General features: G+C 68.0%; 23 protein-coding genes, 2 tRNA genes and 1 pseudogene. 16 read left to right on the top strand and 10 right to left on the bottom strand.

Features of this window, described 5'->3' with window-relative positions:
- Nucleotides 1-6: 6 nt before the first annotated feature.
- The 3 genes from yidD to rpmH all read right to left on the bottom strand — a co-directional run bounded on the left by yidD (nucleotide 7) and on the right by rpmH (nucleotide 1,070).
- Entirely contained in the window at nucleotides 7-276 is a 270-nt protein-coding gene (gene yidD, locus ACFTE1_RS20210; protein WP_380617907.1) for a membrane protein insertion efficiency factor YidD, read from the bottom strand.
- Nucleotides 277-484: 208 nt separating this feature from the next.
- On the bottom strand, nucleotides 485-910 hold the full coding sequence (rnpA, locus tag ACFTE1_RS20205) for a ribonuclease P protein component (protein ID WP_380617887.1): 426 nt from the start codon (nucleotides 908-910) through the stop codon (nucleotides 485-487).
- A gap of 22 nt (nucleotides 911-932) precedes the next feature.
- The gene (gene rpmH / locus ACFTE1_RS20200) at nucleotides 933-1,070 is read right to left on the bottom strand and encodes a 50S ribosomal protein L34 (protein WP_380617888.1); all 138 of its coding nucleotides are present in this window, start codon (nucleotides 1,068-1,070) and stop codon (nucleotides 933-935) included.
- Nucleotides 1,071-1,913: 843 nt separating this feature from the next.
- Here rpmH and dnaA point away from each other — a divergent pair.
- The 10 genes from dnaA to ACFTE1_RS20150 all read left to right on the top strand — a co-directional run bounded on the left by dnaA (nucleotide 1,914) and on the right by ACFTE1_RS20150 (nucleotide 15,087).
- Nucleotides 1,914-3,950 (top strand): chromosomal replication initiator protein DnaA, encoded by a 2,037-nt coding sequence (gene dnaA, locus ACFTE1_RS20195; protein WP_380617889.1) that lies wholly within the window; start codon nucleotides 1,914-1,916, stop codon nucleotides 3,948-3,950.
- Between the two features lie 785 nt (nucleotides 3,951-4,735).
- A complete protein-coding gene (gene dnaN / locus ACFTE1_RS20190; protein WP_380617890.1) occupies nucleotides 4,736-5,878 on the top strand; it encodes a DNA polymerase III subunit beta in 1,143 nt (380 codons plus the stop codon).
- 193 nt (nucleotides 5,879-6,071) lie between these two features.
- Nucleotides 6,072-6,947, top strand: a complete 876-nt coding sequence (gene gnd, locus ACFTE1_RS20185) for a phosphogluconate dehydrogenase (NAD(+)-dependent, decarboxylating) (RefSeq protein WP_380617891.1) — start codon at nucleotides 6,072-6,074, stop codon at nucleotides 6,945-6,947.
- 120 nt (nucleotides 6,948-7,067) lie between these two features.
- On the top strand, nucleotides 7,068-8,210 hold the full coding sequence (gene recF / locus ACFTE1_RS20180; RefSeq protein WP_380617892.1) for a DNA replication/repair protein RecF: 1,143 nt from the start codon (nucleotides 7,068-7,070) through the stop codon (nucleotides 8,208-8,210).
- Entirely contained in the window at nucleotides 8,203-8,613 is a 411-nt protein-coding gene (locus tag ACFTE1_RS20175) for a DciA family protein (protein ID WP_380617893.1), read from the top strand. Before recF ends, ACFTE1_RS20175 begins: the two co-directional genes overlap by 8 nt.
- A 395-nt stretch (nucleotides 8,614-9,008) precedes the next feature.
- Nucleotides 9,009-10,967 carry a DNA topoisomerase (ATP-hydrolyzing) subunit B gene (gyrB, locus tag ACFTE1_RS20170; protein ID WP_380617894.1) on the top strand — a complete coding sequence of 653 codons (1,959 nt, stop codon included), beginning with the start codon at nucleotides 9,009-9,011 and terminating at the stop codon, nucleotides 10,965-10,967.
- A gap of 138 nt (nucleotides 10,968-11,105) precedes the next feature.
- A complete protein-coding gene (gene gyrA / locus ACFTE1_RS20165; RefSeq protein ID WP_380617908.1) occupies nucleotides 11,106-13,532 on the top strand; it encodes a DNA gyrase subunit A in 2,427 nt (808 codons plus the stop codon).
- Nucleotides 13,533-14,216, top strand: a complete 684-nt coding sequence (locus tag ACFTE1_RS20160; protein WP_380617895.1) for a DUF3566 domain-containing protein — start codon at nucleotides 13,533-13,535, stop codon at nucleotides 14,214-14,216.
- Between the two features lie 189 nt (nucleotides 14,217-14,405).
- Nucleotides 14,406-14,479 (top strand) — tRNA-Ile (locus ACFTE1_RS20155).
- Between the two features lie 317 nt (nucleotides 14,480-14,796).
- Nucleotides 14,797-15,087 (top strand): hypothetical protein, encoded by a 291-nt coding sequence (locus tag ACFTE1_RS20150; RefSeq protein ID WP_380617896.1) that lies wholly within the window; start codon nucleotides 14,797-14,799, stop codon nucleotides 15,085-15,087.
- Between the two features lie 66 nt (nucleotides 15,088-15,153).
- Here the strand turns inward: ACFTE1_RS20150 and ACFTE1_RS20145 are convergent, their stop codons facing one another.
- Nucleotides 15,154-15,678: an NUDIX hydrolase gene (locus ACFTE1_RS20145; RefSeq protein WP_380617897.1), complete on the bottom strand. Its 525-nt coding sequence runs from the start codon at nucleotides 15,676-15,678 to the stop codon at nucleotides 15,154-15,156.
- A 240-nt stretch (nucleotides 15,679-15,918) separates the two neighbouring features.
- Here ACFTE1_RS20145 and ACFTE1_RS20140 point away from each other — a divergent pair, with 240 nt between their 5' ends.
- The 3 genes from ACFTE1_RS20140 to ACFTE1_RS20130 all read left to right on the top strand — a co-directional run bounded on the left by ACFTE1_RS20140 (nucleotide 15,919) and on the right by ACFTE1_RS20130 (nucleotide 16,872).
- Nucleotides 15,919-16,050: a DLW-39 family protein gene (locus tag ACFTE1_RS20140; RefSeq protein WP_380617898.1), complete on the top strand. Its 132-nt coding sequence runs from the start codon at nucleotides 15,919-15,921 to the stop codon at nucleotides 16,048-16,050.
- A gap of 139 nt (nucleotides 16,051-16,189) precedes the next feature.
- Nucleotides 16,190-16,262, top strand: a tRNA-Ala gene (locus tag ACFTE1_RS20135).
- Nucleotides 16,263-16,476: 214 nt separating this feature from the next.
- On the top strand, nucleotides 16,477-16,872 hold the full coding sequence (locus tag ACFTE1_RS20130; RefSeq protein WP_380617899.1) for a TfoX/Sxy family protein: 396 nt from the start codon (nucleotides 16,477-16,479) through the stop codon (nucleotides 16,870-16,872).
- Between the two features lie 18 nt (nucleotides 16,873-16,890).
- Here ACFTE1_RS20130 and ACFTE1_RS20125 read toward each other — a convergent pair whose 3' ends face one another.
- The 5 genes and pseudogenes from ACFTE1_RS20125 to radA form a co-directional block, all read right to left on the bottom strand.
- On the bottom strand, nucleotides 16,891-17,727 hold the full coding sequence (locus tag ACFTE1_RS20125) for a transposase family protein (RefSeq protein ID WP_380624886.1): 837 nt from the start codon (nucleotides 17,725-17,727) through the stop codon (nucleotides 16,891-16,893).
- 272 nt (nucleotides 17,728-17,999) lie between these two features.
- A complete protein-coding gene (locus ACFTE1_RS20120; protein ID WP_380624874.1) occupies nucleotides 18,000-18,188 on the bottom strand; it encodes a hypothetical protein in 189 nt (62 codons plus the stop codon).
- A 117-nt stretch (nucleotides 18,189-18,305) separates the two neighbouring features.
- Nucleotides 18,306-19,316 (bottom strand): AarF/UbiB family protein, encoded by a 1,011-nt coding sequence (locus ACFTE1_RS20115; RefSeq protein WP_380762835.1) that lies wholly within the window; start codon nucleotides 19,314-19,316, stop codon nucleotides 18,306-18,308.
- Nucleotides 19,317-19,413: 97 nt separating this feature from the next.
- A pseudogene (locus tag ACFTE1_RS20110) lies at nucleotides 19,414-19,947 on the bottom strand (ABC1 kinase family protein); the annotation flags it as partial.
- Between the two features lie 672 nt (nucleotides 19,948-20,619).
- Entirely contained in the window at nucleotides 20,620-22,029 is a 1,410-nt protein-coding gene (gene radA, locus ACFTE1_RS20105) for a DNA repair protein RadA (protein ID WP_380624876.1), read from the bottom strand.
- Between the two features lie 109 nt (nucleotides 22,030-22,138).
- Between radA and ACFTE1_RS20100 the strand changes: the two genes are divergently transcribed.
- The 3 genes from ACFTE1_RS20100 to ACFTE1_RS20090 all read left to right on the top strand — a co-directional run bounded on the left by ACFTE1_RS20100 (nucleotide 22,139) and on the right by ACFTE1_RS20090 (nucleotide 24,811).
- A complete protein-coding gene (locus ACFTE1_RS20100; RefSeq protein WP_380762832.1) occupies nucleotides 22,139-23,014 on the top strand; it encodes an HAD family hydrolase in 876 nt (291 codons plus the stop codon).
- A 401-nt stretch (nucleotides 23,015-23,415) separates the two neighbouring features.
- Nucleotides 23,416-23,775, top strand: coding sequence for an ArsR/SmtB family transcription factor (locus ACFTE1_RS20095; RefSeq protein ID WP_380624324.1), 360 nt, complete (start codon nucleotides 23,416-23,418; stop codon nucleotides 23,773-23,775).
- 220 nt (nucleotides 23,776-23,995) lie between these two features.
- Nucleotides 23,996-24,811, top strand: coding sequence for a hypothetical protein (locus ACFTE1_RS20090; RefSeq protein ID WP_380624326.1), 816 nt, complete (start codon nucleotides 23,996-23,998; stop codon nucleotides 24,809-24,811).
- A gap of 114 nt (nucleotides 24,812-24,925) precedes the next feature.
- Here the strand turns inward: ACFTE1_RS20090 and ACFTE1_RS20085 are convergent, their stop codons facing one another.
- Entirely contained in the window at nucleotides 24,926-25,975 is a 1,050-nt protein-coding gene (locus ACFTE1_RS20085) for a hypothetical protein (RefSeq protein ID WP_380624328.1), read from the bottom strand.
- Between the last annotated feature and the right edge of the window lie 47 nt (nucleotides 25,976-26,022).

The raw sequence follows: 26,022 nt of genomic DNA, 5'->3' as shown, positions 1-26,022 counted from the left end.
CTCCAGTCATGTCGGTTTCACCGGCCTTCTAGTCTTCTTCTCGGGCACCGGGTCGACTCCCCCGGGATGGAAAGGGTGGCAGCGGACCAGGCGTCGCACTGTCAACCATAGGCCACGCAACGGCCCGTGCTTCGTCAGAGCCTCCAGAGAATACGCACTGCAGCTCGGATAGAACCGGCACCGGTCGGGAATCACCGGACTGATGTACCGCCGGTAGACCTTGATGGGTGCCGCCAGAACCGCGGCCGCGCCTTTCGGAGAGCGGGCCTCTTCCAGTGAGGGCCCTTCCGGCGTGTCGCGTGCGTCCCCGTGTCCGCCGCACTCGTGCGGGGAATCGTCGACGCGTTCGGACTCCGGAGCGCCGCCGGCCGCGCTGTTCGGAGCTCCGGCGGTGCGATCGGCCGACGAGGTGCCGCCGACGGCTCGGCCCGCACTCCCGTCTCGGCCGTCCGGCCGCCGCTCGGTCGCGGAGGCCGGCGCCGGCTCATCGGCCATTCGCCGCCTCGCCTTTCCGGCCGCGTCCGCGACCTCGATGAGGTGTCACTCCGCCGTTCCCGCCGCGCCGTTTCTTGGCGGCGGCGGACTTGGCCGCGGAGTCGAGGTCGGCGCCCAGCGCCTCCCACGTTCGCTCGGCCGCGGCCGGAGTCGCCCGTACGACCACGTCGGCAGGGGGCCAGTCCCCCAACCGTTCCGCGACCAGCGCGCGGAGACGGCGTTTGACGCGGTTGCGCACGACGGCGTTGCCGACTTTCTTGGATACGACAAAACCCGCTCTGACCGGCGCTGGTTCAGCGTCCGCCGAGCGGGTGAGCCAATGGATGACAACGCCTCCACGTGCCGCTCTGCTCCCTTGTTTGAACACCCGCGCGAAGTCCGGCGGGCGGTGCAGGCGGGAGGATCGGGACAGCATGTGGGTGCCCTGCGGGCACGCCTCAGACGGTGAGGCGCTTGCGGCCCTTGTTGCGGCGTGCGTTGATGATGGCGCGACCCGCGCGGGTACGCATACGCAGCCGGAAGCCGTGGGTGCGCTTACGGCGGCGGTTGTTCGGCTGATAAGTGCGCTTGCTCACGACAGCTTCTCCCGAGACGTTGTTGATCGAGAGCCCTCCGGTCTCGCGCCATGCCGGGCTCCGGGGTGTGACCAGGTGTCACTCAGGGAGATCGGCGTGAGGCCGCGAGCGTCCTCGGACAGCTCGGATTACATAGAACTCGTCGAGTCTATCAGTAAGGTACTCCGGGCACCGCCCCCGACCACCGGGATCTATGGCACACCCTACAGAGAGGCCCCGGACGGTGCCCCGAAAGCGGGCAAGCCGTCCCGACCTGCCACGGAATGCCCGTTTCCACGGGGCTCGGGCGGCGGGTCTTCGATCGGGGGACGGGGTTCCCGGAGGCGGCCCCGACGGGCGGCCGCCTCCGTGGCGCCTCTCCGCACGGGTCGGCGTCGTGAACCCGGGCGCGGGGATCGGCTGCCGCCCCCTAGGCCTTCTTCTCCCCGCTGGAAGTCACGGCGTGGTTCCCGTGGCGGTCCATATCCCCGACGTTCCCCTCCGCCCCGGTGTCGTTCCCCTCCGTGAGAACCGACTCGTCCGCCCGCGATCGCCCGAGTGGCGGCGGTGGGCCATACTTCTAGTCCGCGACGGCGTACTCGCGCACCCTTTAGCCAGGGGCTCTTCCCTCGTTCGGGGAAGTTGTCCCCAAAGCTGTGGATAACTTGTGTCCCTGTGCTTAGGATGACGCCGACCCCGCTTGTCCCCAATCCTGTACGCCTCGTTATAACCCCTGTTCAGTCGGGTGTGAACTGCCGGACTGTCGCGTTGTTCCCACCTCTCCGGGTCGCTCGGAGGCCTGTGGATAACCTGTGGAAAACTTGACCCAAGGCGTATTGGGCCAGCGATCGACTCCGGAGGTAAATGGTGACCGACGAATATCTGACGTCCGTCTGGACCGACGTCGCCGCTGCCCTGTCCTCGCGCCTCAGCCGCCAGCAGCAGGCCTGGATGAGGCTCACCCGCCCGGTTATCTCCTCCCCGGGGATCTTCGTGATCGAGGCCCCCGACAACCTGGCCCGCTCCGCCTTCGAGACCAAGCTCCGCCCGCACCTCAACGAGGCGCTCAGCGAGCGGATGGGCCAGCCGACGCTGGTCATGGTCACCATGAAGGACCAGGACACCGGGGCCTCCCCCGCCGCCGCCAAGGGCAAGGAGAACCCGCCGACCCTGTTCGACGCCGCCTCCGACCAGCAGGCGGAGCCCCCGCCCTCCCCCGCTCCCCAGGCTCCTCCCCATCCCCAGGCTCCGAACGTCCAGGACCCGAACACCCCTCCCCCGGCACCCCGGACACAGCAGCCCTCCGCACCGCCGGCCGCGTCCACACCGCCCCCCTTGCAGACACCGGACGCGACGCGTTATCCACAGGCCCCCGCTCCGCAGAACCAGGCCTACCCCGAACCGTCGCCGCAGCCCGTCTACCAGGACCAGGGCCATCAACCTCCCGCCGCACAGCAGTACCCGTCAGCGCCTCCCGAGGACCAGGCGACTCACCCGGCCGCTCCCCCGCAGCCGCCGACGGCCGAGGCCACCGGGCAGCCGGCGTTCCCTTCCGAGCCCGCTCCCCCGCACACCTCCTACACCGTCCCGCCGGAACCGCACACGGCCACGCCGCTGGCCGAGCCGGCCGAGGAGCCCATCGAGCACGCCTACATGCCGCACACCCAGGAGCCCCCTCCCGGCGCCGTTCGCCACACCATCCCCAGCCAGCACAATCCCTCCTACCCCGCCGACAGGCCCGAGGACAGCGCGTCCTACCGCCCGACCGTCGCCCCTCCCCCGAGCGAGGACCCCGATCCCGACCGGTTGGGGACCGTCTCCCACACCACCGCGACCGGCAAGAAGACCCCCGACTCCGGCGACGGGATCAAGCGCCTCAACCCGCGCTACAACTTCGACACCTTCGTCATCGGCTCCTCCAACCGGTTCGCGCACGCCGCCTCGTTCGCCGTCGCCGAGTCCCCGGCCATGGCCTACAACCCGCTCTTCCTCTACGGCGGATCGGGACTGGGCAAGACGCACCTGCTGCACGCCATCGGGCACTACGCGGTCCGGCTGGGCACCGCCCAGGCCGTGCGCTACGTGACCACCGAGGAGTTCACCAACGAGTTCATCAACTCCGTCACCGAGAAGCGCATGCTCGCGTTCCAGAAGCGCTACCGGGACGTGGACATCCTCCTGATCGACGACATCCAGTTCCTCGTCAACAGGGAGCGGACCCAGGAGGAGTTCTTCCACACGTTCAACGCGCTCCACAACGCCAACAAACAGCTCGTCATCTCCTCCGACCGGTCGCCCAAGCAGCTGCAGACCCTGGAGGACCGCCTCCGGACGCGCTTCGAGTGGGGCCTGCTGGCGGACATCCAGCCGCCGGACCTGGAGACTCGCATCGCGATCCTCCGCAAGAAGGCCGTCCAGGACCAGCTGGACATACCCTCCGACGCCGTGGAGTACATCGCCGCCCAGATACACCACTCCATCCGCGAGCTGGAGGGCGCGCTGATCCGGGTCACCGCCTACGCGAGCCTGAACCAGAAGACGGTGGACAAGTCGCTCGCCGAGGAGGTCCTGAGCGACTACATCTCCGAGGACGGGTCGGGGCCCGAGGTGACGGTGGAGCAGATCCTGAAGGTGACCACCGAGTACTTCGACGTCTCCGAGGCCGACCTGAAGGGCACCTCGCGCTCCCGCGTGCTCGTCAACGCGCGCCAGATCGCCATGTACCTGTGCCGCGAGCTGACCGACCTCTCTCTGCCGAGGATCGGCCAGGCCTTCGGCGGGCGCGACCACACGACCGTAATGCACGCCACAAAGAAGATCCGGAAGCAGATGGCCGAGCGGCGGCCGATATTCACACAGATCGCCGAGCTGACGAACAAGCTCAAGCAGGGTGGCCAGTAAGAACGTTAAGTTATCCCCAGGGCCTGTGGACGATCGTCCACAGGCCCTTCGCTTTTTCCGCGGGCGCGGACCGGCTCGTCCACAGAGTCCTCCGGCCCTCCGGAGCCGCCGGGCTTTTCCACAGGGTGTGGACAACTCTGTGGAAAAGTTGTGGACAACCTGTGGAAGAACGACGCATTTCTGTGGACGCCGTGTGGATAACGTGTGGACGACGGAAAAAAATTGATCAGAATTCATTTTCCGTTTGTGGAAAAACGTGTGGAAAAGCTGTGGAAAACCTGTGGAGAACGGTGTGGATGAATTGTGGAAAAGACTGGGTCACACCTTGCCTGTGGATAAACAGCCGGTTTTTCCACACTCCGTCCACAGCCCGTCCACAGGGCATCAACCCCTGCCAACTGCGAAAACGGCGGTTTTCCACACTATCCACAACACCGACTACTACTACGAGAGTTATAACTAAGGAAGAAAAGTCTCTAGTAGGCTTCCGGGATCAGGCTCCCTTCGCCTCAGAGGGGAGAAAAATCGGGGCATCGAAGCGGCATTGATCTGAACGACAGGCACCCCTCCGGAATTCAGCGGCTTGAGGCGAACCGATATTCTGGACGAGGCGCCGTCGACGCGACGACACCGCCGCGGCCGCCACCCGATCGGTCGGAGATTGCCGTCGGCTCATGACAGACTCTAAAATCAGGCCTACACCTGAAGCAGACAGAAGCAGACCCTCGGCGGACCCGCTCCCGCCGCGGCGTCCCGCCCGCCGAGAACCAAGGAAGCCAAAGAGAATGAAGTTCCATGTAGAAAAGGACGTCTTCGCCGACGCGGTGTCCTGGACCGCCAAGAGCCTGCCCAGCCGTCCCAGCGTTCCGGTTCTCGCCGGCTGCCGTCTGGAGGTCACCGAAGGCCGCCTGACCATCTCCGGATTCGACTACGAGATCTCCACCCGCGTCTCGATCGACGTCACCGGCGAAGAGCCGGGCACCGCCCTCGTCAGCGGCAAGCTGCTGGCCGAGATCGTGAAGGCGCTGCCGGGCAAGCCCGTCGAGTTCACCGTCGACGGCCCCCACGCCGAGCTCGTCTGCGGATCCGCGCGCTTCACCCTGCCGACCATGCCGATCGAGGACTACCCGTCGCTGCCCTCCCTGCCGGAGCCGGTCGGGACCATCGACCCCGCCGAGTTCGCCCGCGCCGTCGGCCAGACCGCCGTCGCCGCCGGCAAGGACGAGACCCTGCCGACCATGACCGGCGTCCAGGTCGAGCTCACCGACGGCCAGATCTCCTTCCTGGCGACCGACCGCTACCGCATGGCGATCCGCGACTCCTCGTGGGAGCCCGCCGGATCCGACCTCAACGTCCACGTCCTCGTTCCTGCCAAGGCGCTGTCGGACACCGCCCGCACCTTCGCCGGCCTCCCCGGGCCGGTGACCCTCGCCGCCGACCCGGAGAACCCGACCATGGTGGGCTTCATCGCCGGCGGGCGCCAGACCACCTCGCGCGTCCTCGACGGGCAGCTGCCGCCGCTGCGCAGCCTCGTCTCCGGGTCCTACCGGACCACCCTGCGCGTCAACACCTCCGAGCTGATCGAGGTGGCCAAGCGCGTGGCACTGGTCGGCGACCGGACCTCCCCGATCCGCCTGACCTTCGACGAGGGAGGACTCGTCGTCGAGGCCGGCGGCGCCGAGGACGCCAAGGCCTCGGAGTCCATGGACTGCCTGCTCGAAGGCGAGGCCGGCAAGGTCGCCTTCAACCCGACGTACCTGCTCGACGGCCTGGGCGCGATCGACTCCCCGGTCGCGGCGTTCCAGATGAACGAGGCCGGCAAGGCCGTCGTCCTGGCCGGCGAGGCCGCGCCGGAGGCCGAGGAGGACGAGCAGGACAAGTACAACGGCTACATCTACATGCTCCAGCCGCTCCGCTGGGAGGGCTGAGGAAGCCGTCTGCGATAGCGCACCGCCGCCGGGGTCTTCGGGCCTCGGCGGCGTCGTTTCCGCGGACGCGACGGACCCGGACGCGGCGAGGGGTCCGTTGGTCACATAGTTCGCCCAATCCTGGGAAAAACGGCATTCTCCGTGGAACTCTTCTAACAGAAGGGCAGTCCAAGAGACTCGTAAGGAGAATTTCATGCAACTCGGCATGGTCGGCCTCGGAAAAATGGGCGGCAACATGAAGAAGCGCCTGGAGGACAGGGGCCACGAAGTCGTCGGATACGACCGCGATCCGGAGGTCTCCGACGTCGCGGACCTCGCCGAGCTGGTCTCGCGCCTGGACGGCCCCCGCTCGGTGTGGGTCATGGTCCCCGCCGGCGGCCCCACCCGGGACACGGTCTCCGAGCTCGCCGAGCTGCTGAGCGAGGGCGACGTCGTCGTCGACGGCGGCAACTCCAAGTACACCGACGACAAGCCCCACGCCGACCTGTTGGCCGAGCGCGGCATCGGCTTCGTCGACGCGGGCGTCAGCGGCGGCGTCTGGGGACTGGACAACGGCTACGCGCTCATGGTCGGCGGCGCCGACGAGCACGTAGCCCAGCTCATGCCGGTCTTCGAGGCGCTCAAGCCCGAGGGGGACTTCGGCTTCGTGCACGCCGGCGGCGTCGGCGCCGGGCACTACGCCAAGATGGTCCACAACGGCATCGAGTACGGCATGATGCAGGCCTACGCCGAGGGCTTCGCCCTGATGCAGAAGTCCGACGAGGTCACCGACGTCCCGGCCGTCGTCAAATCCTGGCGCGAGGGCACCGTCATCCGCTCCTGGCTCCTGGACCTGCTCGACCGCGCCCTCGAGGAGGACGCCGACCTGGAGGACATCAGGGGCTGGGTCGAGGACTCCGGAGAGGGCCGCTGGACGGTCGAGGAGGGCATCCGCCTGCGCGTCGCCCTCCCGGTCATGACCGAGTCGCTCTTCGCCCGCTTCACCTCCCGCGACCCCGACTCCGACACCATGAAGGCCGTCGCCGCCCTGCGCAACCAGTTCGGCGGCCACGCCGTGAAGCGCGAATAGGACGACGCCGGAACGACTCTCCCCCAAAGGCCCGCGCCGGTCGGCGCGGGCCTTTGGCGTGCCTCTCGCAACCCGGTCGGGGAGCGTCCGCGGCGGGCCGCACCCGGTACAATCGTCCGGGTGCACGTGGCTCAACTCGAATTGACGGACTTCCGGTCCTGGCCGCATGCCCACGTCGCCTTCGAGACCGGCCCGAACCTGTTCATCGGGCCCAACGGCCACGGCAAGACCAACCTGGTCGAGGCGCTCGTCTACCTGTCGTCGCTCCGCTCGCACCGCGTCTCCTCCGACGCGCCGCTGGTCCGGGCGGGCAGCGAACAGGCGGTCATCCGCACCGAGATCTTCCACGACGCGCGCCGCCTCCGCGCCGACCTGGCGATCATCCCGGGCCGCTCCAACCAGGCGAAGCTCAACGGGACCAAGCTGGGCCGGCCGCGGGAGCTGCTGGGCGCGCTCCGCGCCGTCGCCTTCACCCCCGAGGACCTCTCCCTGGTCCGCGGAGAGCCGTCGGTGCGCCGCCGATACCTGGACGAGGCCCTGACCGCCCGCCAGCCGCGCATGGCCGCCGTCCGCTCCGACTACGACCGCGTCCTCAAACAGCGCAACACCCTCCTGCGCACGTCCTATCTCGCCAGGAAGACCTCGGCCGCCGGCCCGGGCTCCGCCGAGATGTCCACTCTCGACGCCTGGGACGCGCACCTCGCGACCCTCGGGGGCGACCTCATGGCCGCGCGGCTGTCCGTCATCGACGACCTGGTCGAACCCATGGCCAAGTCCCACGCCGACATCGCCGACGGGCGCGGCGACCTCACCCTCGACTACCGGTCGAGCCTGGCCGAGAAGGCCGGGGCCCTGCCGCGCGACAAGGGCGAGCTGACGGAGATGCTGCACGAGGCGCTCGGCGCGGCCCGCAAGGACGACCTCGACCGGGGGACGACCACCGTCGGACCGCACCGCGACGACATGGACCTGACTCTCGGCGGCCTGCCCGTCAAGGGCTACGCCTCGCACGGCGAGACCTGGTCGGTGGCCCTGGCCATGCGCCTGGGCCTGTTCGAGCTGCTGGCCGGGGACGGGGTCGCCCCGATCCTCATCCTCGACGACGTGTTCGCCGAGCTGGACGAGCGCCGCCGCCTCCGCCTGGCCGAGTACGCGCTGGGGGCGCCGCAGACGCTCATCACCTGCGCGGTGGCCTCCGACGTCCCGCCGGGGCTCGACGGTCCGCGCTTCACCGTCCTGGAGGGGAGCGTGGAGCGTGCCTGACCGCCCCTACCGCCGGCGCCGCCCCCGCCGCCGCGTCGACCAGCAGTGGTCCGGCCCGGGGCCGGACGAGCGCGATCCGCAGACCCTGGCCTCGGTCCTGGACCGCCTCTCGCGTCAGCGCGGGTGGCGCAAGCAGGTGGCCGACCACACCGTCTTCGGCCGCTGGGAGTCGATCGTGGGGCCCGACATAGCCAACCACTGCCGCCCCGAGAAGCTGGAGGACGGCCGCCTGACGGTGGTCGCTGAATCGAGTGCATGGGCGACGCAACTGCGCCTGATGTCGCGCCAGTTGTATATATCCATAGTGAGGGCGGTGGGCTCGAAGGTGGTCCGCGAGCTCAACATCCAGGGGCCGGTCCAGCACCGCCCGAACTACGGCCCGCGCCGGGTGCGGAACCGCTGAGCACTGTGGACCGGGTCACCGGCCGGGGCGGGAATCGCGGATACGACACAAAACCTCACAGTTTGCGATCTGAGCGGAGAAGACCCTATCCGCGTGGGGGACCATGAGTGGCTGGAATCGAATGCGTGAACGGCAACACTGGGATACTGTAATGGGGAATTCTCGATGGCATGGGGTATCATTGAGCAGACATTGATGTTTGAAATATCGGACCCCGAGAAAAACGGCTCCCGGCCCGTGTCAGACGGACGGTCTAGGCTGAGGCCCGGGACCGGGGCGGCGCCCGACGGGGGAACCCCCGCGGCGCGGGTGCGCCGAGTCTTCCGATCTTTCGGCTCTGCCGGTCACCCGTCAAGACTACAGGGCCGGTTGCACGACAACAGAAGGAGTTGCCGGTGGCGGCTAACAACGAAGAAGGCTACAGCTCAGGCTCTCTGACCGTACTCGAAGGGCTGGAGGCCGTCCGCAAACGGCCCGGCATGTACATCGGGTCCACCGGTACGAAGGGACTCCACCACCTCATCACCGAGGTCTTCGACAACGCGATCGACGAGGCGCTGGCCGGATACGGAACAGAGATCGAGGTGATCCTCCTCGAGGACGGCGGAGTGACCGTCGTCGACAACGGCCGCGGCTTCCCCGTCGACCCCCACCCGAAGCTGAAGAAACCGGGCGTCGAGGTCGCGCTGACCGTCCTCCACGCCGGCGGAAAGTTCGACTCCCAGACCTACGCCGTCTCCGGCGGCCTCCACGGCGTCGGCGTCTCCGTGGTCAACGCCCTCTCCACGCAGATGAGCGTGGAGATCCACCGCGACGGCCACGTCTGGCGCCAGTTCTACAAGCACGCCGTCCCCGGACCGCTCGAGAAGGGCGAGGCCAGCGACCGCACCGGCTCCATCGTGAGCTTCTGGCCCGACGGCGACATCTTCGAGACCACCGAGTTCGAGTACCCCACGATCTACCGGCGCCTCCAGGAGTCCGCGTTCCTCAACGGGGGCATCGGAATCACCCTGCGGGACGAGCGCCCGGACCACCTCGACGAGGAGGGCGAGCCGCGCGAGGTCCGCTTCCACTACGAAGAGGGCATCGCGGACTTCGTCCGGCACCTCAACGCCACCAAGAACCCGATCCACGAGAACGTCGTCGCCTTCCAGGCCGAGGAGGACGGCATCAGCGTCGAGATCGCGATGCAGTGGAACGAGTCCTACGGCGAGTCGGTCTACTCCTTCGCCAACATGATCAACACCAAGGAGGGCGGCACCCACGAGGAGGGCTTCCGCACCGCACTGACCAGCGCGATCAACAAGTACGGGCTGGACAAGAAGTTCATCAAGACCGACAAGGAGCGCCTCTCGGGCGAGGACATCCGCGAGGGCCTGGCCGCCATCATCTCGGTCAAGCTGCGCGAGCCGCAGTTCGAGGGCCAGACCAAGGCCAAGCTCGGCAACACCGAGGCGCGCTCGTTCGTCCAGAAGGTCTGCAACGAGTGGCTGCCCGACTGGCTCGACCGCCACCCGAAGGAAGCCAAGGTCATCGTCCAGAAGTCGGCCGCGGCCGCGCAGGCCCGCAAGGCCGCGCAGCAGGCCCGCAAGCTGGCCCGGCGCAAGAGCTTCCTGGAGTCCAGCTCCATGCCCGGCAAGCTGGCCGACTGCCAGTCGACCAACCCCGCCGAGTGCGAGATGTTCGTCGTCGAGGGAGACTCCGCGGGCGGCTCGGCCAAGCAGGGCCGCAACCCGCGCACCCAGGCCATCATGCCGATCCGCGGCAAGATCCTCAACGTGGAGAAGGCCCGGCTGGACAAGATCCTCAAGAACAACGAGGTCCAGGCCATCATCACGGCCCTGGGCACCGGCATCCAGGACGAGTTCGACCTGGAGCGGCTGCGCTACCACAAGATCATCCTCATGTCGGACGCCGACGTCGACGGCCACCACATCAACACGCTGCTGCTGACGCTCCTGTTCCGCTTCATGCGCCCGCTCATCGAGAACGGATGCGTCTACATGAGCCAGCCGCCGCTGTACAAGATCAAGTGGAACAAGAAGGGCGACGTCGTCTCCTACGCCTACTCCGACGACGAGCGCGACCGCATCGTCGAGGCCGGCGTGGCCGAGGGCAAGGCCGACCCGCGCAAGTCCGACGGCGTCCAGCGCTACAAGGGTCTCGGCGAGATGAACTACCACGAGCTGTGGGAGACCACCATGGACCCGTCCCGCCGCAAGCTCCTCCAGGTGGAGCTCGACGACGCGGCCACCGCCGACGAGCTGTTCAGCGTCCTCATGGGCGAAGACGTCGAGAGCCGCCGCGGGTTCATCCAGCAGAACGCCAAGGACGTCCGGTTCCTGGACATTTGATCGATCCTCGACATCTAATCCACCCAGGGCAGAAGACCACGAGAACTTTCAAGGACGACTACAGTGCCAGACACCACGAATAACGACGGCGTGACAGCCGAGGGCGGCCGGATCGAACCGATCGGCATCGAAGAGGAGATGTCGCGCTCCTACCTCGACTACGCCATGAGCGTCATCATCGGCCGCGCCCTCCCGGACGTCCGGGACGGCCTCAAGCCGGTGCACCGCAAGATCCTCTACGCGATGTACGACTCGGGCTACCGTCCGGACCGCGGCTTCGTCAAGTGCTCGCGCGTGATCGGCGACGTCATGGGCCAGTTCCACCCGCACGGCGACGGCGCCATCTACGACACGCTCGTGCGCATGGCCCAGGACTGGTCGCTGCGCTACCCGCTGATCGACCCGCAGGGCAACTTCGGCTCCCCGGGCAACGACCCGGCCGCCGCGCACCGCTACACCGAGTGCCGCCTCGACCCGCTGTCGATGGAGATGCTCCGCGACATCGACGAGGACTCCGTCGACTTCCAGCCGAACTACGACGGCAAGACCACCGAGCCGGCCATCCTTCCGGCGCGCATCCCGCAGCTGCTGGTCAACGGCTCCGAAGGCATCGCGGTCGGCATGGCTACCAAGATCCCGCCGCACAACCTGCGCGAGGTCGCCAACGCCGTCTACTGGTGCCTCGACAATCCCGACGTCGACGAGGAGACCACGCTCGAAGAGGTCCTCAAGCTCGTCAGCGGGCCGGACTTCCCGACCGGCGCCACGATCCTGGGCCGCTCCGCCATCGAGCAGGCCTACCGGACCGGCCGCGGCTCCATCAAGATGCGGGCCGTCGTGGAGGTCGAGGAGGACCCCAAGGGCCGCGCCCAGCTGGTCGTCACCGAGCTGCCCTACCAGGTCAACCCGGACAACCTGGCCGAGCGCGTCGCGCAGCTGGTCAAGGAGGGCAAGATCGAGGGCGTCGCCGACATCCGCGACGAGTCCTCGGGCCGCACCGGCATGCGACTGGTCATCGTGCTCAAGCGCGACTCGGTCCCGAAGGTCGTGCTCAACAACCTCTACAAGCAGACCCAGCTCCAGGACACCTTCGGCGCGAACATGCTCTCGCTGGTCGACGGCGTTCCGCGCACGCTCAACCTGGCCCAGATGGTCCGCTACTACGTGGCGCACCAGATCGAGGTCATCCAGCGGCGCACCCGCTACCGCCTGCGCAAGGCCGAGGAGCGCGCCCACATCCTGCGCGGACTCTCCAAGGCGCTGGACATGCTGGACGAGACGATCAACCTGATCCGCCGCTCGCCCTCGGCCGAGGAGTCCAAGACCGGCCTGATGAACCTGCTGGACGTCGACGAGATCCAGGCGACCGCGATCCTCGACATGCAGCTGCGCCGCCTGGCCGCCCTGGAGCGCCAGAAGATCCTCGACGAACTGGGCGACATCGAGGTCAAGATCGCCGACCTCGAGGACATCCTCGCCCGGCCCGAGCGCCAGCGCTCCATCGTGCGCGACGAGCTCAAGGCCGTCGTCGACCGCTGGGGCGACGAGCGCCGCACCCACATCGTCCCCGACTCCGGCGAGGTGTCCATGGAGGACCTCATCGCCCGCGAGGACGTCGTGGTCTCCATCACCCGCGGCGGCTACGTCAAGCGGACCAAGGTGGACTCCTTCCGCTCGCAGAAGCGCGGCGGCAAGGGAGTGCAGGGCGCCCAGCTCAAGCAGGACGACATCGTCAGCCACTTCTTCGTGTGCACCACGCACGACTGGCTGCTGTTCTTCACGAACAAGGGGCGGGTCTACCGGGCCAAGGCCTACGAGCTGCCCGAGGCCAGCCGCACCGCGCGCGGCCAGCACGTGGCGAACATCTTGGCCTTCCAGCCGGACGAACAGATCGCCCAGACGATCCACATCCGCGGCTACGACGAGGCGCCGTACCTGGTCCTGGCCACGAAGAACGGGCTGATCAAGAAGTCGCGCCTGACCGACTTCGACTCCGCCCGCTCCGGCGGCATCGTCGCGGTCAACCTGCGCGACGGCGACGAGCTCGTCGCCGCCCAGCTCATCGAGCCGCAGGACGACCTGCTGCTGGTCAGCCGCAAGGCCCAGTCGATCCGGTTCACCGCCTCCGACGAGTCGCTGCGCCCGATGGGCCGCGCCACCTCCGGCGTCATCGGCATGCGCTTCGTCGGCGACGACGAGCTGCTGACCATGATGGTCGTCCGCGACAATGTGGACATCCTGGTGGCCACGTCCAGGGGCTACGCCAAGCGCACTCCCGTTGAGTCCTATCCTGTCCAGGGTCGCGGCGGTAAGGGTGTGCTGACCGCTAAGATTACTGAGAAGCGGGGCGACCTCGTGGGCGCTCTGGCGGTGACGATGGAGGACGAGCTGTTCGCCATCACCTCGGGCGGCGGGGTCATCAGAACCCCCGTGGAACCCGTGCGCCAGACTACCGACCGTAATACGATGGGGGTCAAACTCATCGATCTTCCCGACGAGGTGTCGCTGTTGGCGGTCACCAAGAGCGCTGAGGAACCGGACGACGGGCAGGAAGAAGAACTGTAGATGACGGACGCGAAAGCCACCGCCGACGCCGAGCGCGCCAAGGCCGGCGAGGCCGACGACCAGACGAAGGACATCAAGGTGAGCGACGACCAGGCCGAGGGTGCCGATGGCGCCCCGCCTGCGCAGAAGGTGCAGGCCAAGCCCGTTCCGGACGACGCCACCATGACCATCCGCCGACCGGTCGGCATGACGCCTCCGCCCACGACGGCGGAGTCGGCCGAGGACGAGTCCATGGTCGCTCCCCCCACCTCCTCGGTCCGCGTGGCCGACGCGGTGCGGGCGGCACGGGCGGCGGTTTCGCAGGCCACGGGTCGGGGGCCGCGCCGGGCGCGGCTCCGCCTGAAGAGGATCGACCCGTGGTCGGTCATGAAGTTCTCCTTCGCGCTGTCCATCGTGATCTTCGTCGTCATCGTCGTGGCGACCACGGTCCTGTACATCACGTTGGACGCCATGGGCGTCTTCTCCACGGTCAACGAGATGATCTCGACGTTCATGGCCAGCGGTTCCGACGACGGGAGCGCGGCCTTCCGGGTCACGGCCAAGGGCGTCATCGGCCTGGCGGCGATCCTGGGCGTGGTCAACATGGTGCTCTTCACCGCACTGGCCACGTTGGGGGCGTTCATCTACAACGTCTGCTCCGATCTGGTCGGAGGCATCGAAGTGACCTTGGCCGAGCGGGACTAGTCCGCTCGAACGAAGCGTTACGAGGGGCCCGGGAGCGATTCCCGGGCCCCTCGTCCTTCTCCCTGGGCGCGCCTTCCGCGTGCGCGGCTCACATCGTGACGGCGGTCCCTTATAGCCGATACCCCGTGGCGGCCGGGGATTCGGATAAGGTAATCTTTTCTCTGTTGCCGCGACCGACGGCGAAATCCCGGGTGTATAGCTCAGGTGGTTAGAGCGCAGAGCTGATAACTCTGAGGTCCCAGGTTCGAGTCCTGGTACACCCACCCGGAAGAAGAGGTCCCAGCCATTGGCTGGGGCCTTTTTCGTTCCCTGCCGGAGCGGGCCGGGGCTCCCCGGGGCACGCTATCGGGTGTAATGGCTCCGCCGGGCCGCGGCCGTCCACCCCTTCCCCGGCCTCCCCCTCCCCGCCGGAAGGCGGGCGCGGGTGCTCCGGTTCCAATGTTTTTCCAGCGCAGCGAGCCCATTCCCGTGAGTCATCGCTCTATGTAGTCGAGCAATCGCAAACAGGTCATAAATAGCCCAAACCTCAGAGGATTATCTGTGATGTAAGATACAGATCTTGACTTCTGGAGGGAGAGGCATGGGATTCTCCGAATGCGTCCACTGCGGGCTTCAGCTCGGATCTGACTGCCGCTGCGGCGAGGACACGATGCGGATCGTCTACTACACCCAGGGCGGCGCCGCCTACCACTTCGACCCGTCCTGCGAGTGGCTCGGGCACGGGCGCGAAGAGGTCGTCGGCGTGAGGCCCGGGGCGCGCTTTCCGCAGCGGCTGCCGCTGTCCGACGCGGAGATGCGCGGACTGGAGTTGTGCGGTCGGTGCCAGGAGCGGCAGGTGCGCCCCGCGCCCGCCGCCGAGGTGTTCGACTAGCCGTCAATGCCTAGTCCGGCCGTGCCGAGGGTGCGGCCGCGGCACGAGGCCCGTCGAATGCCCTGTTCATTCATCGAACGGCCCGACAGTCGAGGGCGATTCCAGTTCGACCGGGCGGGGCGGGAACGTTCCGTCGAGGGCGTCCTCGACCACCGGCAGCAGGCCGCGAGGGAACAGCGGGTACTCGGACTCCCGCAGGTCGGCGAGGCTCGACCAGCGCCCCTCGGCGATCTCCAGGCGCTCTTCCTCCTCCATTCCCGACAGGTCCGGTGCGAAGCGGGCGGTCCGCAGGAAGAAGAACGTGTCGTCGGAATGGAAGTCGACGCCGTCGTGCGTCGTCCAGACGCCGGCGGTGCGGGCGATGGGGCCGCCGAGACGGCCGGGTTCCACGGTCTGTCCGGTCTCTTCCCGCAGTTCTCGCAGGGCCGCCTCGATCGTGGTCTCGTCGGCGTCGACTCCCCCTCCCACGGCGAAGAAGTAGTGCCGCCCTTGGTCGATCAGACCGGGGCCGCGGAAGAGGAAGAGGTCGCCGCCTTCGTCGGCGATGACGACTCGGGCCGTCCGCCTGGAGGGGAGGGAGGGCTGGTTCATGAAGGCTCCTTTCGTCTCGTGCGGCCAGAATAGGGGTCACCCTCCAGGTGGAACGCGAGTGAGGCGGGCGTTACAGTGAACTGGATGCCCCCGGGCGGGCGTACCGCTTGGTGGCGACACCGATTCGTTATGCTTGTGTAAAGGTGCGATGAAGCGCCGGGAGGCGGCCGTCCAGGCGGCAGCCGACGCCCCCGTGCGACCTCATCGCCGTACCGCGTTCTCAAGAGGAGACTTATAGCTATGTGGAAGAAACTGCTGGTCGTCGCGGGCGCTGCGACGGTCGCCGTCGTGGTGGCGAAGAAGGTCAAGGCGATGAACGACGAGCGCACCCTCTGGCACGAGGCCACCACCTCCGCCGAAGAGATCCGCTGAGGACTTCAGTTGTGCAACTCACTTTCGCGTTGCCGGGCTCTCCGCTTCAAATCCCTGCGGAGATACTGGTCGAAGTGAGTTACGCTTGCGGTGCGCAAACTCAACCGCGCAGGTCGGAAGGCTTGCACATCGCATTCCAGGGGCCTTAGCTCAATTGGCAGAGCGCTGCTTTTGCAAGGCAGAGGTTAGGGGTTCGATTCCCCTAGGCTCCACGGCTGGAAGCCGACCTCCATCGGAGGTCGGCTTTCTTTGTGCTGCAAACCTTCTCGCGGGTTCCCCGGCATCGGTCCATGTCCGGCCGACCACTGCCGGCCGGCGCGGGTCGCTGCGAGGCCGCTTCAGCGCGTGGATCGCCGGTGGGACTCGGCATGTGTCGGCGCCGTCGCCGGCCCGCGTCGCACCTCTGCCGCTAGCGCCCCTCGGTGAATGGAAAGCGGACACCGAAGCCGTGGGCGGCGAAAGACAGCCGGGGCTCGGCCCGGCGGCTATCGTGAGGACATCGCATATGACGAAGTGCTGGCGGAGAGGATCGGGGAACGGCTCGAACCCCGCGGCGTCTCCTCGAAAAAGATGTTCGGGGGCCTCACTTTCCTGTGGGAGGGCCACGCATTGGCCAACATCTATAGCGAAGGCCTGATGATCCGAGTGGGCCCCGATGGAATGGACGAAGCGCTCGCGCGTCCCGGGGCCAATCCTCTCGTCTTCCGGGGCAAGGAGCAGAACGGATGGGTCCTCCTCGACGAAGAGGTCCTCGATGACGACGTCCTGGACTCCTGGTTGGAGTGGGCGTTCGAGGTGACCTCCGAACTCCCGCCGAAATGACCGCGCAAACCGGGAGCTTCATGCAAAAGCCTCTTCTGGGTGAATCGCGTACTGTTCGAGTTTCATGACGGTCTGTGAGGTTCGGTAGAGGTAGCGGAGGGGTCGGCGGTAGCCGGTGGCTAGGATTCGCCAGTTGCGCAGGTGGGAGATGCCTCGTTCCACCGCGGCGCGGTGGGATTTGATGCCGCGGTTGAACTCTCGCTCCTCCTCGGTCAGGTTGCGGTAGGCCGGTTTCCGGACTGGAGTGATGGGTACTTTCCCGATGTAGGCCTTGTCGCCGAGCATGCCGGGACCTTCAGGGCTGCAGTGGACCCTGTAGACCTTGTCAAGGCCGGTGTCGGTGAACGCGCGGGAGTCATGGACTGATCCCCGCAGCGGTGGGGAGAGTTCTATGACCCGGCCGTGGAGGGTGGCGATGGCCTGTAGATTCGCTCCGGTGTCGTGGCGTTTGCCGGAATAGAGGCCGTCGAACCACTTCCGCTCCCCGGTGGGGACGAGGAACCCGTCGACGATCAGCGCCTCGGCCAAAGCAGCGGCCCGCAGGCGCGCCATGAGGTCGTCGAGCAGGACCGACACGACCGGTTCCAGCTCCTTGATGTAGCGGGAGACAGTGGATTGGGAGACGAGGAAGTGTTCGCCAACGGCTTCTTGACAGTCGTTGCGGCGCAGGTAGTTCACGGTGACGACCACGGCCATGAACACCGAGAGGGACTTCTGGCGTCCGGTGGCCGGCTGCCACGGCCCGATCGTTCTCTCGACCCCGTGCGCGAGAGATGCCAGTTGCCTGTAGGACAGACCGGTCGTATGGTCAAGAGGAGGCAGCGCCCTGTTCTTGATCGCTTCTGTTGTTTTCATATCCCAGCGATCTCACGACGGGCGCTGCCGTCGCCGCCAGGTTCCCGACTCGCGAGTAGTCAAATCCCCTGCACACGCAGCATGCCACCCACACGAGACAATTGCATGAAGCTCCGGGGATGCCATGGCCAGCGGTTGCGGTTGCGGCTGCGAGGCGATGAGCTCCACCGGACGTTCCCTACCCGCACGCGGCGGGTAGGGATTTTTTCATGTCCGGGCCCCGGCGGCCCTCTTCTCTCCGAAACCGACTCCCCTCGCAGGGGCGGGCCGGCTCACGACCGCGTGGACCGTCCGCTCTCGTAGGTGAACTGGAAGGCCCAACGGAGGGCGGCCGAGCAGCAGCGGCTCACCTCCAGCACGGCCGAGGCCCTTCGCTCGGCGGGAGAAGCGGGTCGGAATATCGACGGCAGTGCTCTTCGCATGATCGCCTCCTGGTGCGGGAGGTTCCATTTATACCCCATGGGGGTATATTGCGTCCAGTGGGCGCGCCCGACCCCGTTGAGCGCCATGACAGGCGTCCAGGGATCCCGTGCGGGTTCGGGTTCGGGCCCGGAAGGGATCCCCGGGCCCGTCGAGCGTCAATAGGAGTCCTCGCGATGGCGGCCCGCGGCGAAGATGCCGACCAGAACGCGGAGCGCCATGACGGAGGAGATGAAGAGGAGGATGAACCCGGCGAAGTCGTACAGGCCGATGGAACTGGTCATGGCCGGCCCGTCGGGCACCCGGATGAGGAGGACGCCCATGACGCCGGTGGTGGCGGCGAGGACGGTCAGCAGGATCTGGTTGAGCCAGGAGGTGACGACGTTCCTCTCCTTGGCGTCGGCGAAGAGGCGGATGTTGACCGTCAGGCGGCCGGACTCGACAGCTCCGGCGATGCGGTCGACGCGGCGCACGAACCTCTTGGCGATGGGCAGCGCGGCGATCATCTCGGACTGCACCCTCTCCCGGAGGGCGTCGCCGTCGACCAGCTTCTGGGCGTACTGCTCGCCGTAGGACTTCGCGTGGTGCACGAGGTCGAAGCGGGGGTCGAGCGCGGTGGCGCTTCCCTCGATCGTCCCGAGGGAGCGGAACACGGCGGCGAGCTCGTTGGGCACGGAGAGCCGGAACTTCATGACGAGGCGGATCAGCTCGTTGAACATCCGCATGTCGGGCTGCCCGGCGACGTTGAGGAACCGCGCCATGAACCCGCCGAGGGCGCGCTCGAACTCGACCTGGTCTAGGTCGTCGGGCCGCGTGGTCACTTCGAGCAGGCCGTCGGAGAGCGAGTAGACGTCCTGCGAGTCCAGGGCGAACAGGATGCGCTGCAGGGACTCGCGCAGTTCCCTGTCGAGCCGGCCGACCGACCCGAAGTCGATGAATCCGAGCGATCCGTCCCCGAGCACCAGGATGTTGCCGGGGTGCGGGTCGGTGTGGAAGATGCCGTCGACCATGATCTCGTCGAGCAGCTCTCCGACGAGCACTCCGGCGATGGCGGATGAGTCCAGCCCGCGCCCGGCCAGATCCGGTCCCGCCTGGGAGAGCGAGACGCCGTCGAACCGCTCCATGACGAGGACGTCGCCCGAGGAGAGCTCGGGGAAGGCCCGCGGCACGTGGACGGGGGGACCCGCGGCCGGTGGTGGCGGCGTGAACGGCTGCCAGGTTGCCGCACTCGATGTGGAAGTCCAGCTCTTCGCGCAGGGACTCGGCGAAGCCCTCGGCGAGCTTCCGCGCCCCCATGTCGCGGCCCCAGTCGGTGTGCCGCTCCAGCTTGGAGGCGAGGCGCTGGACGATGTCGAGGTCGCGTTCCACGGTGTCGCGGATGCCCGGCCGCTGCACCTTGACGACGACCTTCTCTCCGGTGGCCAGCCGTGCGCTGTGCACCTGGGCGATGGAGGCGGCGGCGAGCGGCTCGGGGTCGAACTCGCGGAACACCTCGGCCACCGGGGCCCGCAGGGAGTTCTCGATCTGGATCCTGACCTCTTCGTAGGGGACGGGGCTGGCGCCGTCCTGCAGCTTGGCGAGTTCGTCGACGTAGACGGCGGGGAGGATGTCGCGTCGGGTGGACAGCAGCTGGCCCAGCTTCACGAAGGTCACGCCGGCCTCGTCGAGCGCGGTGCGCAGCGACACCGCGAGTTCGGCCCTCTGCTGGGGCGTCTGGTCGTTGCGGCCGCGGATGACGCCGGTCAGGCGGTGCTTGGAGAAGAGCCGGAGGATCTTGAAGTAGCGGCGGCTGCGGCGCATCCGCGCGCGGAAGTTGCTCAGCCAGGTGCGGATGGGCGGGATGGAGCCGACGGGGAGGATGGCCTCCCAGACGACGAGGATCACCATGGCGGCCAGCGGGGCGCAGGCGAGGGCGAAGACCAGGAGGGCGAGCAGGGAGGGCACGTCCTCGGCGCGGGGGTCGGGACCGGCCGCGTAGTCCTGGAAGAGGACCGGGATGAGGAGGTACTGCACGGCCGTCTGGGAGAGGGTGGCCGCGATGACCACCCTGGCGAAGGTGAAGCGGACGTTCAACAGCCGCACGGCCACGAAGGCCACCACCGCGATGTTGACCCCGATGAAGAACAGGCCGATCAGCAGGATGAAAAGGACGGACATGTCTCCGGATTCTATCCGAGGGACCCCTTTTCGTTTGGGGGAAGCCGGAAGGAGCGGAGAACCGCAGGGCGGTGCGCGGCTGGGTGGAAGACGCGCCGAATCGGCGGCGGGAGGCGCGTCGGCGGGGAGTCGTGCCGAACTGCCCGGGGCAGGGCGGGCGCGTTCCTCAGGACGCGCGACGATCCGTCCGTGGAAGGCGCTCTCGCGGAAGACTCGCACCGGAGTGTTCACGGGGCGGAGGGCGAACCTGCCGACTCGCGGGGGCCGACGGGCTCGGGAACCCGTCGGCTCGGCGGAGGCCGGGGAGGCGCCGTCTCAGCGGCCGCGCCGCGCCCAGGCCCGAGCGGCTTCGCGCTTGGCGTCGTTGATGGTCCCGACTTCGATCACGTCCATGCGCCGGGGCTTCTCGGTGACGGACCCCGCCGGCACGAGGGCGGTGGTGAAACCGAGGCGGGCGGCCTCGGCCAACCGCCTGTCGGCGTTGACCGTCCGCCGGATCTGCCCGGTGAGGGAGACCTCGCCGATGGCGACGAGGTCGGCGCTGACGGCGATCTCCCGCTCCGCGCTGACCACGGCGAGGGCGAGGGCGAGGTCGCTGGCGGGCTCGCGCACCCGCATCCCCCCGATGGTCGTCGCGTAGACCTCCCTGTCCAGCAGGGGGGTTCCGCCGCGGCGGGTGAGCACGGCGAGGATCATATTGAGGCGGGCGGTCTCCAGCCCGGAGACGGTGTGCCTCGGGATGGCCCCGTCCTTCACCGATTTGCCGACCAGGGCCTGGATCTCGACCGGGACCGCGCGGCGGCCCTCCATGGTGACCGTGACGCAGGTGCCGGGAGTGGGCTCTTCGGGGCTGTCCTCCAGGAAGAGCCCGGAGGGGTCGGGCAGGGAGACGATCCCGTCCTCGCGCATCTCGAAGCAGCCCACCTCGTCGGCCGGTCCGAAACGGTTCTTCACGCCGCGCAGGAGGCGCAGGGAGGAGTGCTTGTCGCCCTCGAAGTGCACGACGGTGTCGACCAGGTGCTCCAGCGCGCGCGGGCCGGCGATGTTGCCCTCTTTGGTGACGTGCCCGACGAGGATGGCCGTCATGTTGCGGCTCTTGGCCTCCGCGGTGATGGCCGTTGCCACCGCCTTGACCTGGGTGACGCCGCCGGGCACGCCGTCGACGTCGTTGGCCAGCACCGTCTGCACCGAGTCGAGGATCAGCAGGCCGGGGCCCACCGAGTCGACGTGGCTCAGCGCCGAGCCGAGGTCCGTCTCGGCGGCGAGGTAGAGGTCGTCGTGGAGGCTGTCCGTCCGGTCCGCGCGTCGGCGCACCTGGGAGGCGGACTCCTCCCCCGTGACGATCAGCGACCGGCCGTGGCCGGCGGCGGAGAACTGGTGCGCGCAGTCGAGCAGGAGCGTGGACTTGCCCACGCCGGGCTCGCCCGAGATGAGGACGACGCCGCCGGGGACGAGCCCGCCCCCGAGGACCCGGTCCAGCTCCACGATCCCGGTCGGGACGCTCGCGGCCTGCGCGGCCGAGACCTTCCGGATCGGTTGGGCGGCCTGGGTCGGGATGCGCCGCCCCGCGGCGGTACCTGCGTGGGACGGAATGGACGCGGGGGCCGATTCCTCCATCGTCCCCCAGGCTCCGCATTCGGGGCATCGCCCCAGCATCTTCGGCACCTGGTGCCCGCAATCGCGGCACTCGAAGCTCATCCGCGTCTTTTTGGCCATGCGGAACATCATACGGGGTGGTATGACATATCGAGAACGAAAGAAACGTTCACGTGATCGGAAAGGAGGGTTTCCCGCGATCTCACCTGTTCCCGGGGCGGGAGATTACACTGTGACCATGGTCAGGCATTCGGCTGCGTTCTTCGACCTGGACAAGACGATAGTGGCGAAGTCCAGCGCCCTGGCCTTCGGCCGTCCCCTGTTCCGCGAGGGGCTGCTGGAGCGCCGCGACGTGGTCAAGGCCGCGTACGGCCAACTCGTCTACCGTTTGGGCGGAACCGGTCCCGAGCACATGGACCGCACCCGCGACTACCTCGCCGAGCTCTCCCGCGGATGGCCCGCGCACCGGGTGCGCGCCGTCGTGACCGAGGCTTTGGGCGACCTCATCCGACCGTACGTCTACGCCGAGGCCGCGGCACTGGTCGAGGCGCACGCCGCGGCCGGCCGCGAGGTGGTGCTCGTGAGCGCCTCGGGCACCGACATAGTGGCCCCCATCGCGGAGATGCTGGGAATCAGGGAGGTGATCGCCACGCGCCTGTCGGTCGACGGGGACGGCCTCTACACCGGGGAGGTGGAGTTCTACGCGGCCGGCGAGGCCAAGGCCGGGGCCATTCGGGAGTTCGCCTCGGAGAGGGGAATCGACCTGGACGCGTCCTTCGCCTATTCCGATTCGCACCGCGACGAGCCCATGCTGCGCGCCGTCGGGCGGCCGAGGGTCGTCAACGGGGACAGGGCGTTGCGCCGCACCGCCGCCGCGGAGGGCTGGCCCGTGCTCTCCTTCAGGGCCCCGGTGCCTCTCGGAAGGCGTGTGGGACAAGGCGAGAGATCGCGCCTGCTGGGCGGTCTCGCACTGGCTTCGGTGGGGCTCTGGGCATGGCGGCGTTTGCGCTCGGCGGAGGCGAGTCGCGCATCACTTTTAGATAGTGAATTCTATCGCATTATATATGACACAAAGAGCGTGTCTATCGTTGTATCTGAATATAACCCCTGGTAGGGTCAATTCACCGGCATTCGGTCCGCGGCAGGGAAGTGGAGCCTTGAGTTGCTAATATCCAGGTATAGGACATGGGCGCATGCTCTTATGCAACGCTGGGAAAGTCGAAGGGCGCTCCGACGGTCCTGAGTCGCATGTCAACCCGCAGACCGCTGCAACGCGCGGGGAGTACCGGATAGTCTTGAGAGGCGGACGGCCCCATGCATAGTGGACGGTCCCGCCGATGTGAGGCGCGCCGCCGCAGGCTCGGACGACCGGTGGAGTGGGGCGGTTACCCTTGTTGAGCCGAACGGGTTGCCGACAACGGAATCTTAAACGAAGCTTGGATTCTGAGAATGTTCTGAGAATGTATTCAGAATGGGATCGGAATCCCGGAACTAACGCTATTGGAAGGAAACACAATGGCACGACTGACGCAAGAAGTCACGACACCGATTTCTCCGGTTGGCGGCGAGATCATTCCCGAGGATGACGCGGAGCGCATCGCCGGTGTTCTCAAGGCCCTGGCCGACCCGAACCGCCTGCGCCTCATCAGCATGATTCAGAACTCCCCCGACCAGGAGGCCTGCGTCGCCGAGCTGACCGAGCCGCTGGGCCTGTCGCAGCCGACCATCAGCCACCACCTCCGCATCCTGGCCGAGGCCGGCGTCGTCAAGCGCGACAAGCGCGGTGTGTGGGCCTACTTCCACCTGGTGCCGGAGACCATGCGCACCATCGCCGAACTCCTCACTCCTCCGAAGCGCCGCCGTTCCAGCAAGTAGCACGGTGGCGCACGCGAAGCGCGGCGCGGACACGAGAGCGGAATCCCCTGGGGGCTCGCAGTGAGCGAGCCCTTTTCTCATGCCCGCGAACGAGTCTCCCCGGGCCGGCCGGAACCCGCGGCGCGCGTCGGCGGCCGCTCTCGACCGGACGGTGGAATTCCCGCTCATCGGGCATGCCCGGTATTGCGGTCGGGTCGGAGCGGTCAATAGAATTGGCGTCATGACAGGACGACACCGCCGGCCCCGCCGCCTCTCCCACGAGGGACGGCGGCTCGTAGGGGGCGGCCTCCTGGCGGTCTTCTTCGCCGTCGTCTCCGTCTACACCCTCAATGTCGCCATCGCCCAGGTGAAGGAGTGCGACGAGGCCGTCACGCTCCACGTGGCCGCCGCGCCCGAGATGGCCCGGGTCCTGGAGGGCTACCAGTTGAACGAGACGCTCTCCGACCGCTGCATCAGCCTCGCCCTGGAGGGCCGCGACTCCGCCGACGGCCCGGGAGAGGCGGCGCACGTGTGGATTCCGGAGACCGTCCTCTGGTCCGATTTCCACGCCGCCGACGAGTCGGCGAAGCGGTGGGAGGCCTACCGCGCGTCCGTGGCCGCCGACCCGGTCGGCATTCCGGCCGACGGGAGGACGGTGCCCCGACCGCGCGACGTGAGGGTCGGCGACCCGCGCCGCGACACCGCCGCGCTGCTGTGGATCTCGACGTACGGAGTGGACGAGGACGTGGTCCGCGCGGCCGACGACCCCGAGGCGCCCGAGCTCGTCCGGCGGACGGAGCTGGACGACTCCGCGGGAGGCTTCCACCGCTTCGACGACCTCTCCGCGCCCTGGCTCTCCTACCCCATGCTGACCCCGGGGCAGATGGACGCCCCGGTCCGGTCGGCCGTGGAGACCCTGTCGGAGGAATTGGCCTCCTCGTCCTTCCGCACCGAACTGGAGGACTGGGGCTTCACCGCGCCCCGGGAGAACCCGCCGATCTACTCGGTGACGGTCGTCGACGACGTCCTGCGGGCCTGGGAGTCGTACGAGCGGTGAGCGGACGCCGACGGCCGCGGTTCGCGGCGGGCGGCCATTCCCCGGCGGGGCGGTGGATTTCGTCCGCCGAGGGATCCGGAGCCCCGGCACGGCCGTCCGGCCGGATCCGAGCGGTCAGAACTTCGCGGCGAGGGTCTGGTTCAGGACGTCGTTGAGCGCCTTCTGGGCCTCGGACTTGTCGTCGTCGGGGACCGCCACGGTGACGACGACGTGCCCGTCGACGTCCTCCCGGCCGGGCAGTCCGTCGGTGAAGAACGAGCCCTGGGCGTGCCACTCCTCGGCGAGCTGGCTGTGCTGGAAGGCGACCCTGGGATTGCCGACGTCCCGCATGGGCTGCAGCTCCATCTCGGAGCGCACCTGGCGCTTCTTCTCCTTGCCGCACCCCTCGCAGGCCGACCACTCGACGGAGAAGGTGCCGCCCTCGGGCGTCTCGCACTCGACTTCGCCGCCGTCGGAGCCGCACTTGAACTCGGCGGGGACGCGGAAGGCGACGGGCCAGCCCTCCACGGCGAAGGTCTGGGTCTTCTCGTCGTCGAACGTCTCGCCGCCCAGCGACTCGGAGGGGGCGTCCGGATTCCATTCGGGCACGCCGTCCTCCTTCTGCCCCGCGTCGGCGGCCGGCGGTCGGGCGCCTTCGTCGGAACCGGGCTTGAAGGCGGCCCACAGCATCCACGCCCCGCCGGTCAGGGCGAAGAGCAGGACGGCCGAGAGCAGGGAGAGGATCAGGGGGCGCACCATGGACTTCCGCCGGCGCTTGACGACGGCCTTGGGCGGGGCGGGCGGCATGGAGGAGATGAACTTGGTGGCGGTGCTGCCGGGGACCTGCGGCCGTGGGAGGCGTCCGGTGGCTGGCCCGAGGGCGAGGAGCCTCTCCAGGATCCGCTCGGCGCCGCGTCGGCCCTCGTCCTGGAAGACGACCACGTAGGGCTGGTCGGCGTTCAGGTCGGCTTCGAGGATGGGAGAGTCGTCGATGCCGGAGTTGGCGTGGGCCCAGGCGACGGCGTCCATGAGCATGGCGCGGCGGGAGGGGTCCTTGGACGAGCTGGAACCGAGGGTGAGGATCTCGACGGGGCGGCCTTCGCCGTCGACACCGGCGCACAGTTCGTAGGCACCTTCGACCCGGAGTGTGGAGACACCCCGGAACGGTCCGATTGTGCGGCTCATTCGCGTCCTTAACATGCCCAGCTCCACCGCGGCCACCGGAGGCCGGC

The sequence above is a fragment of the Salininema proteolyticum genome (assembly GCF_042685645.1).
GTDB classification, from domain to species: Bacteria; Actinomycetota; Actinomycetes; order Mycobacteriales; family Micromonosporaceae; genus Salininema; species Salininema proteolyticum.
This window is presented reverse-complemented; position numbering and strand designations above follow the sequence as displayed.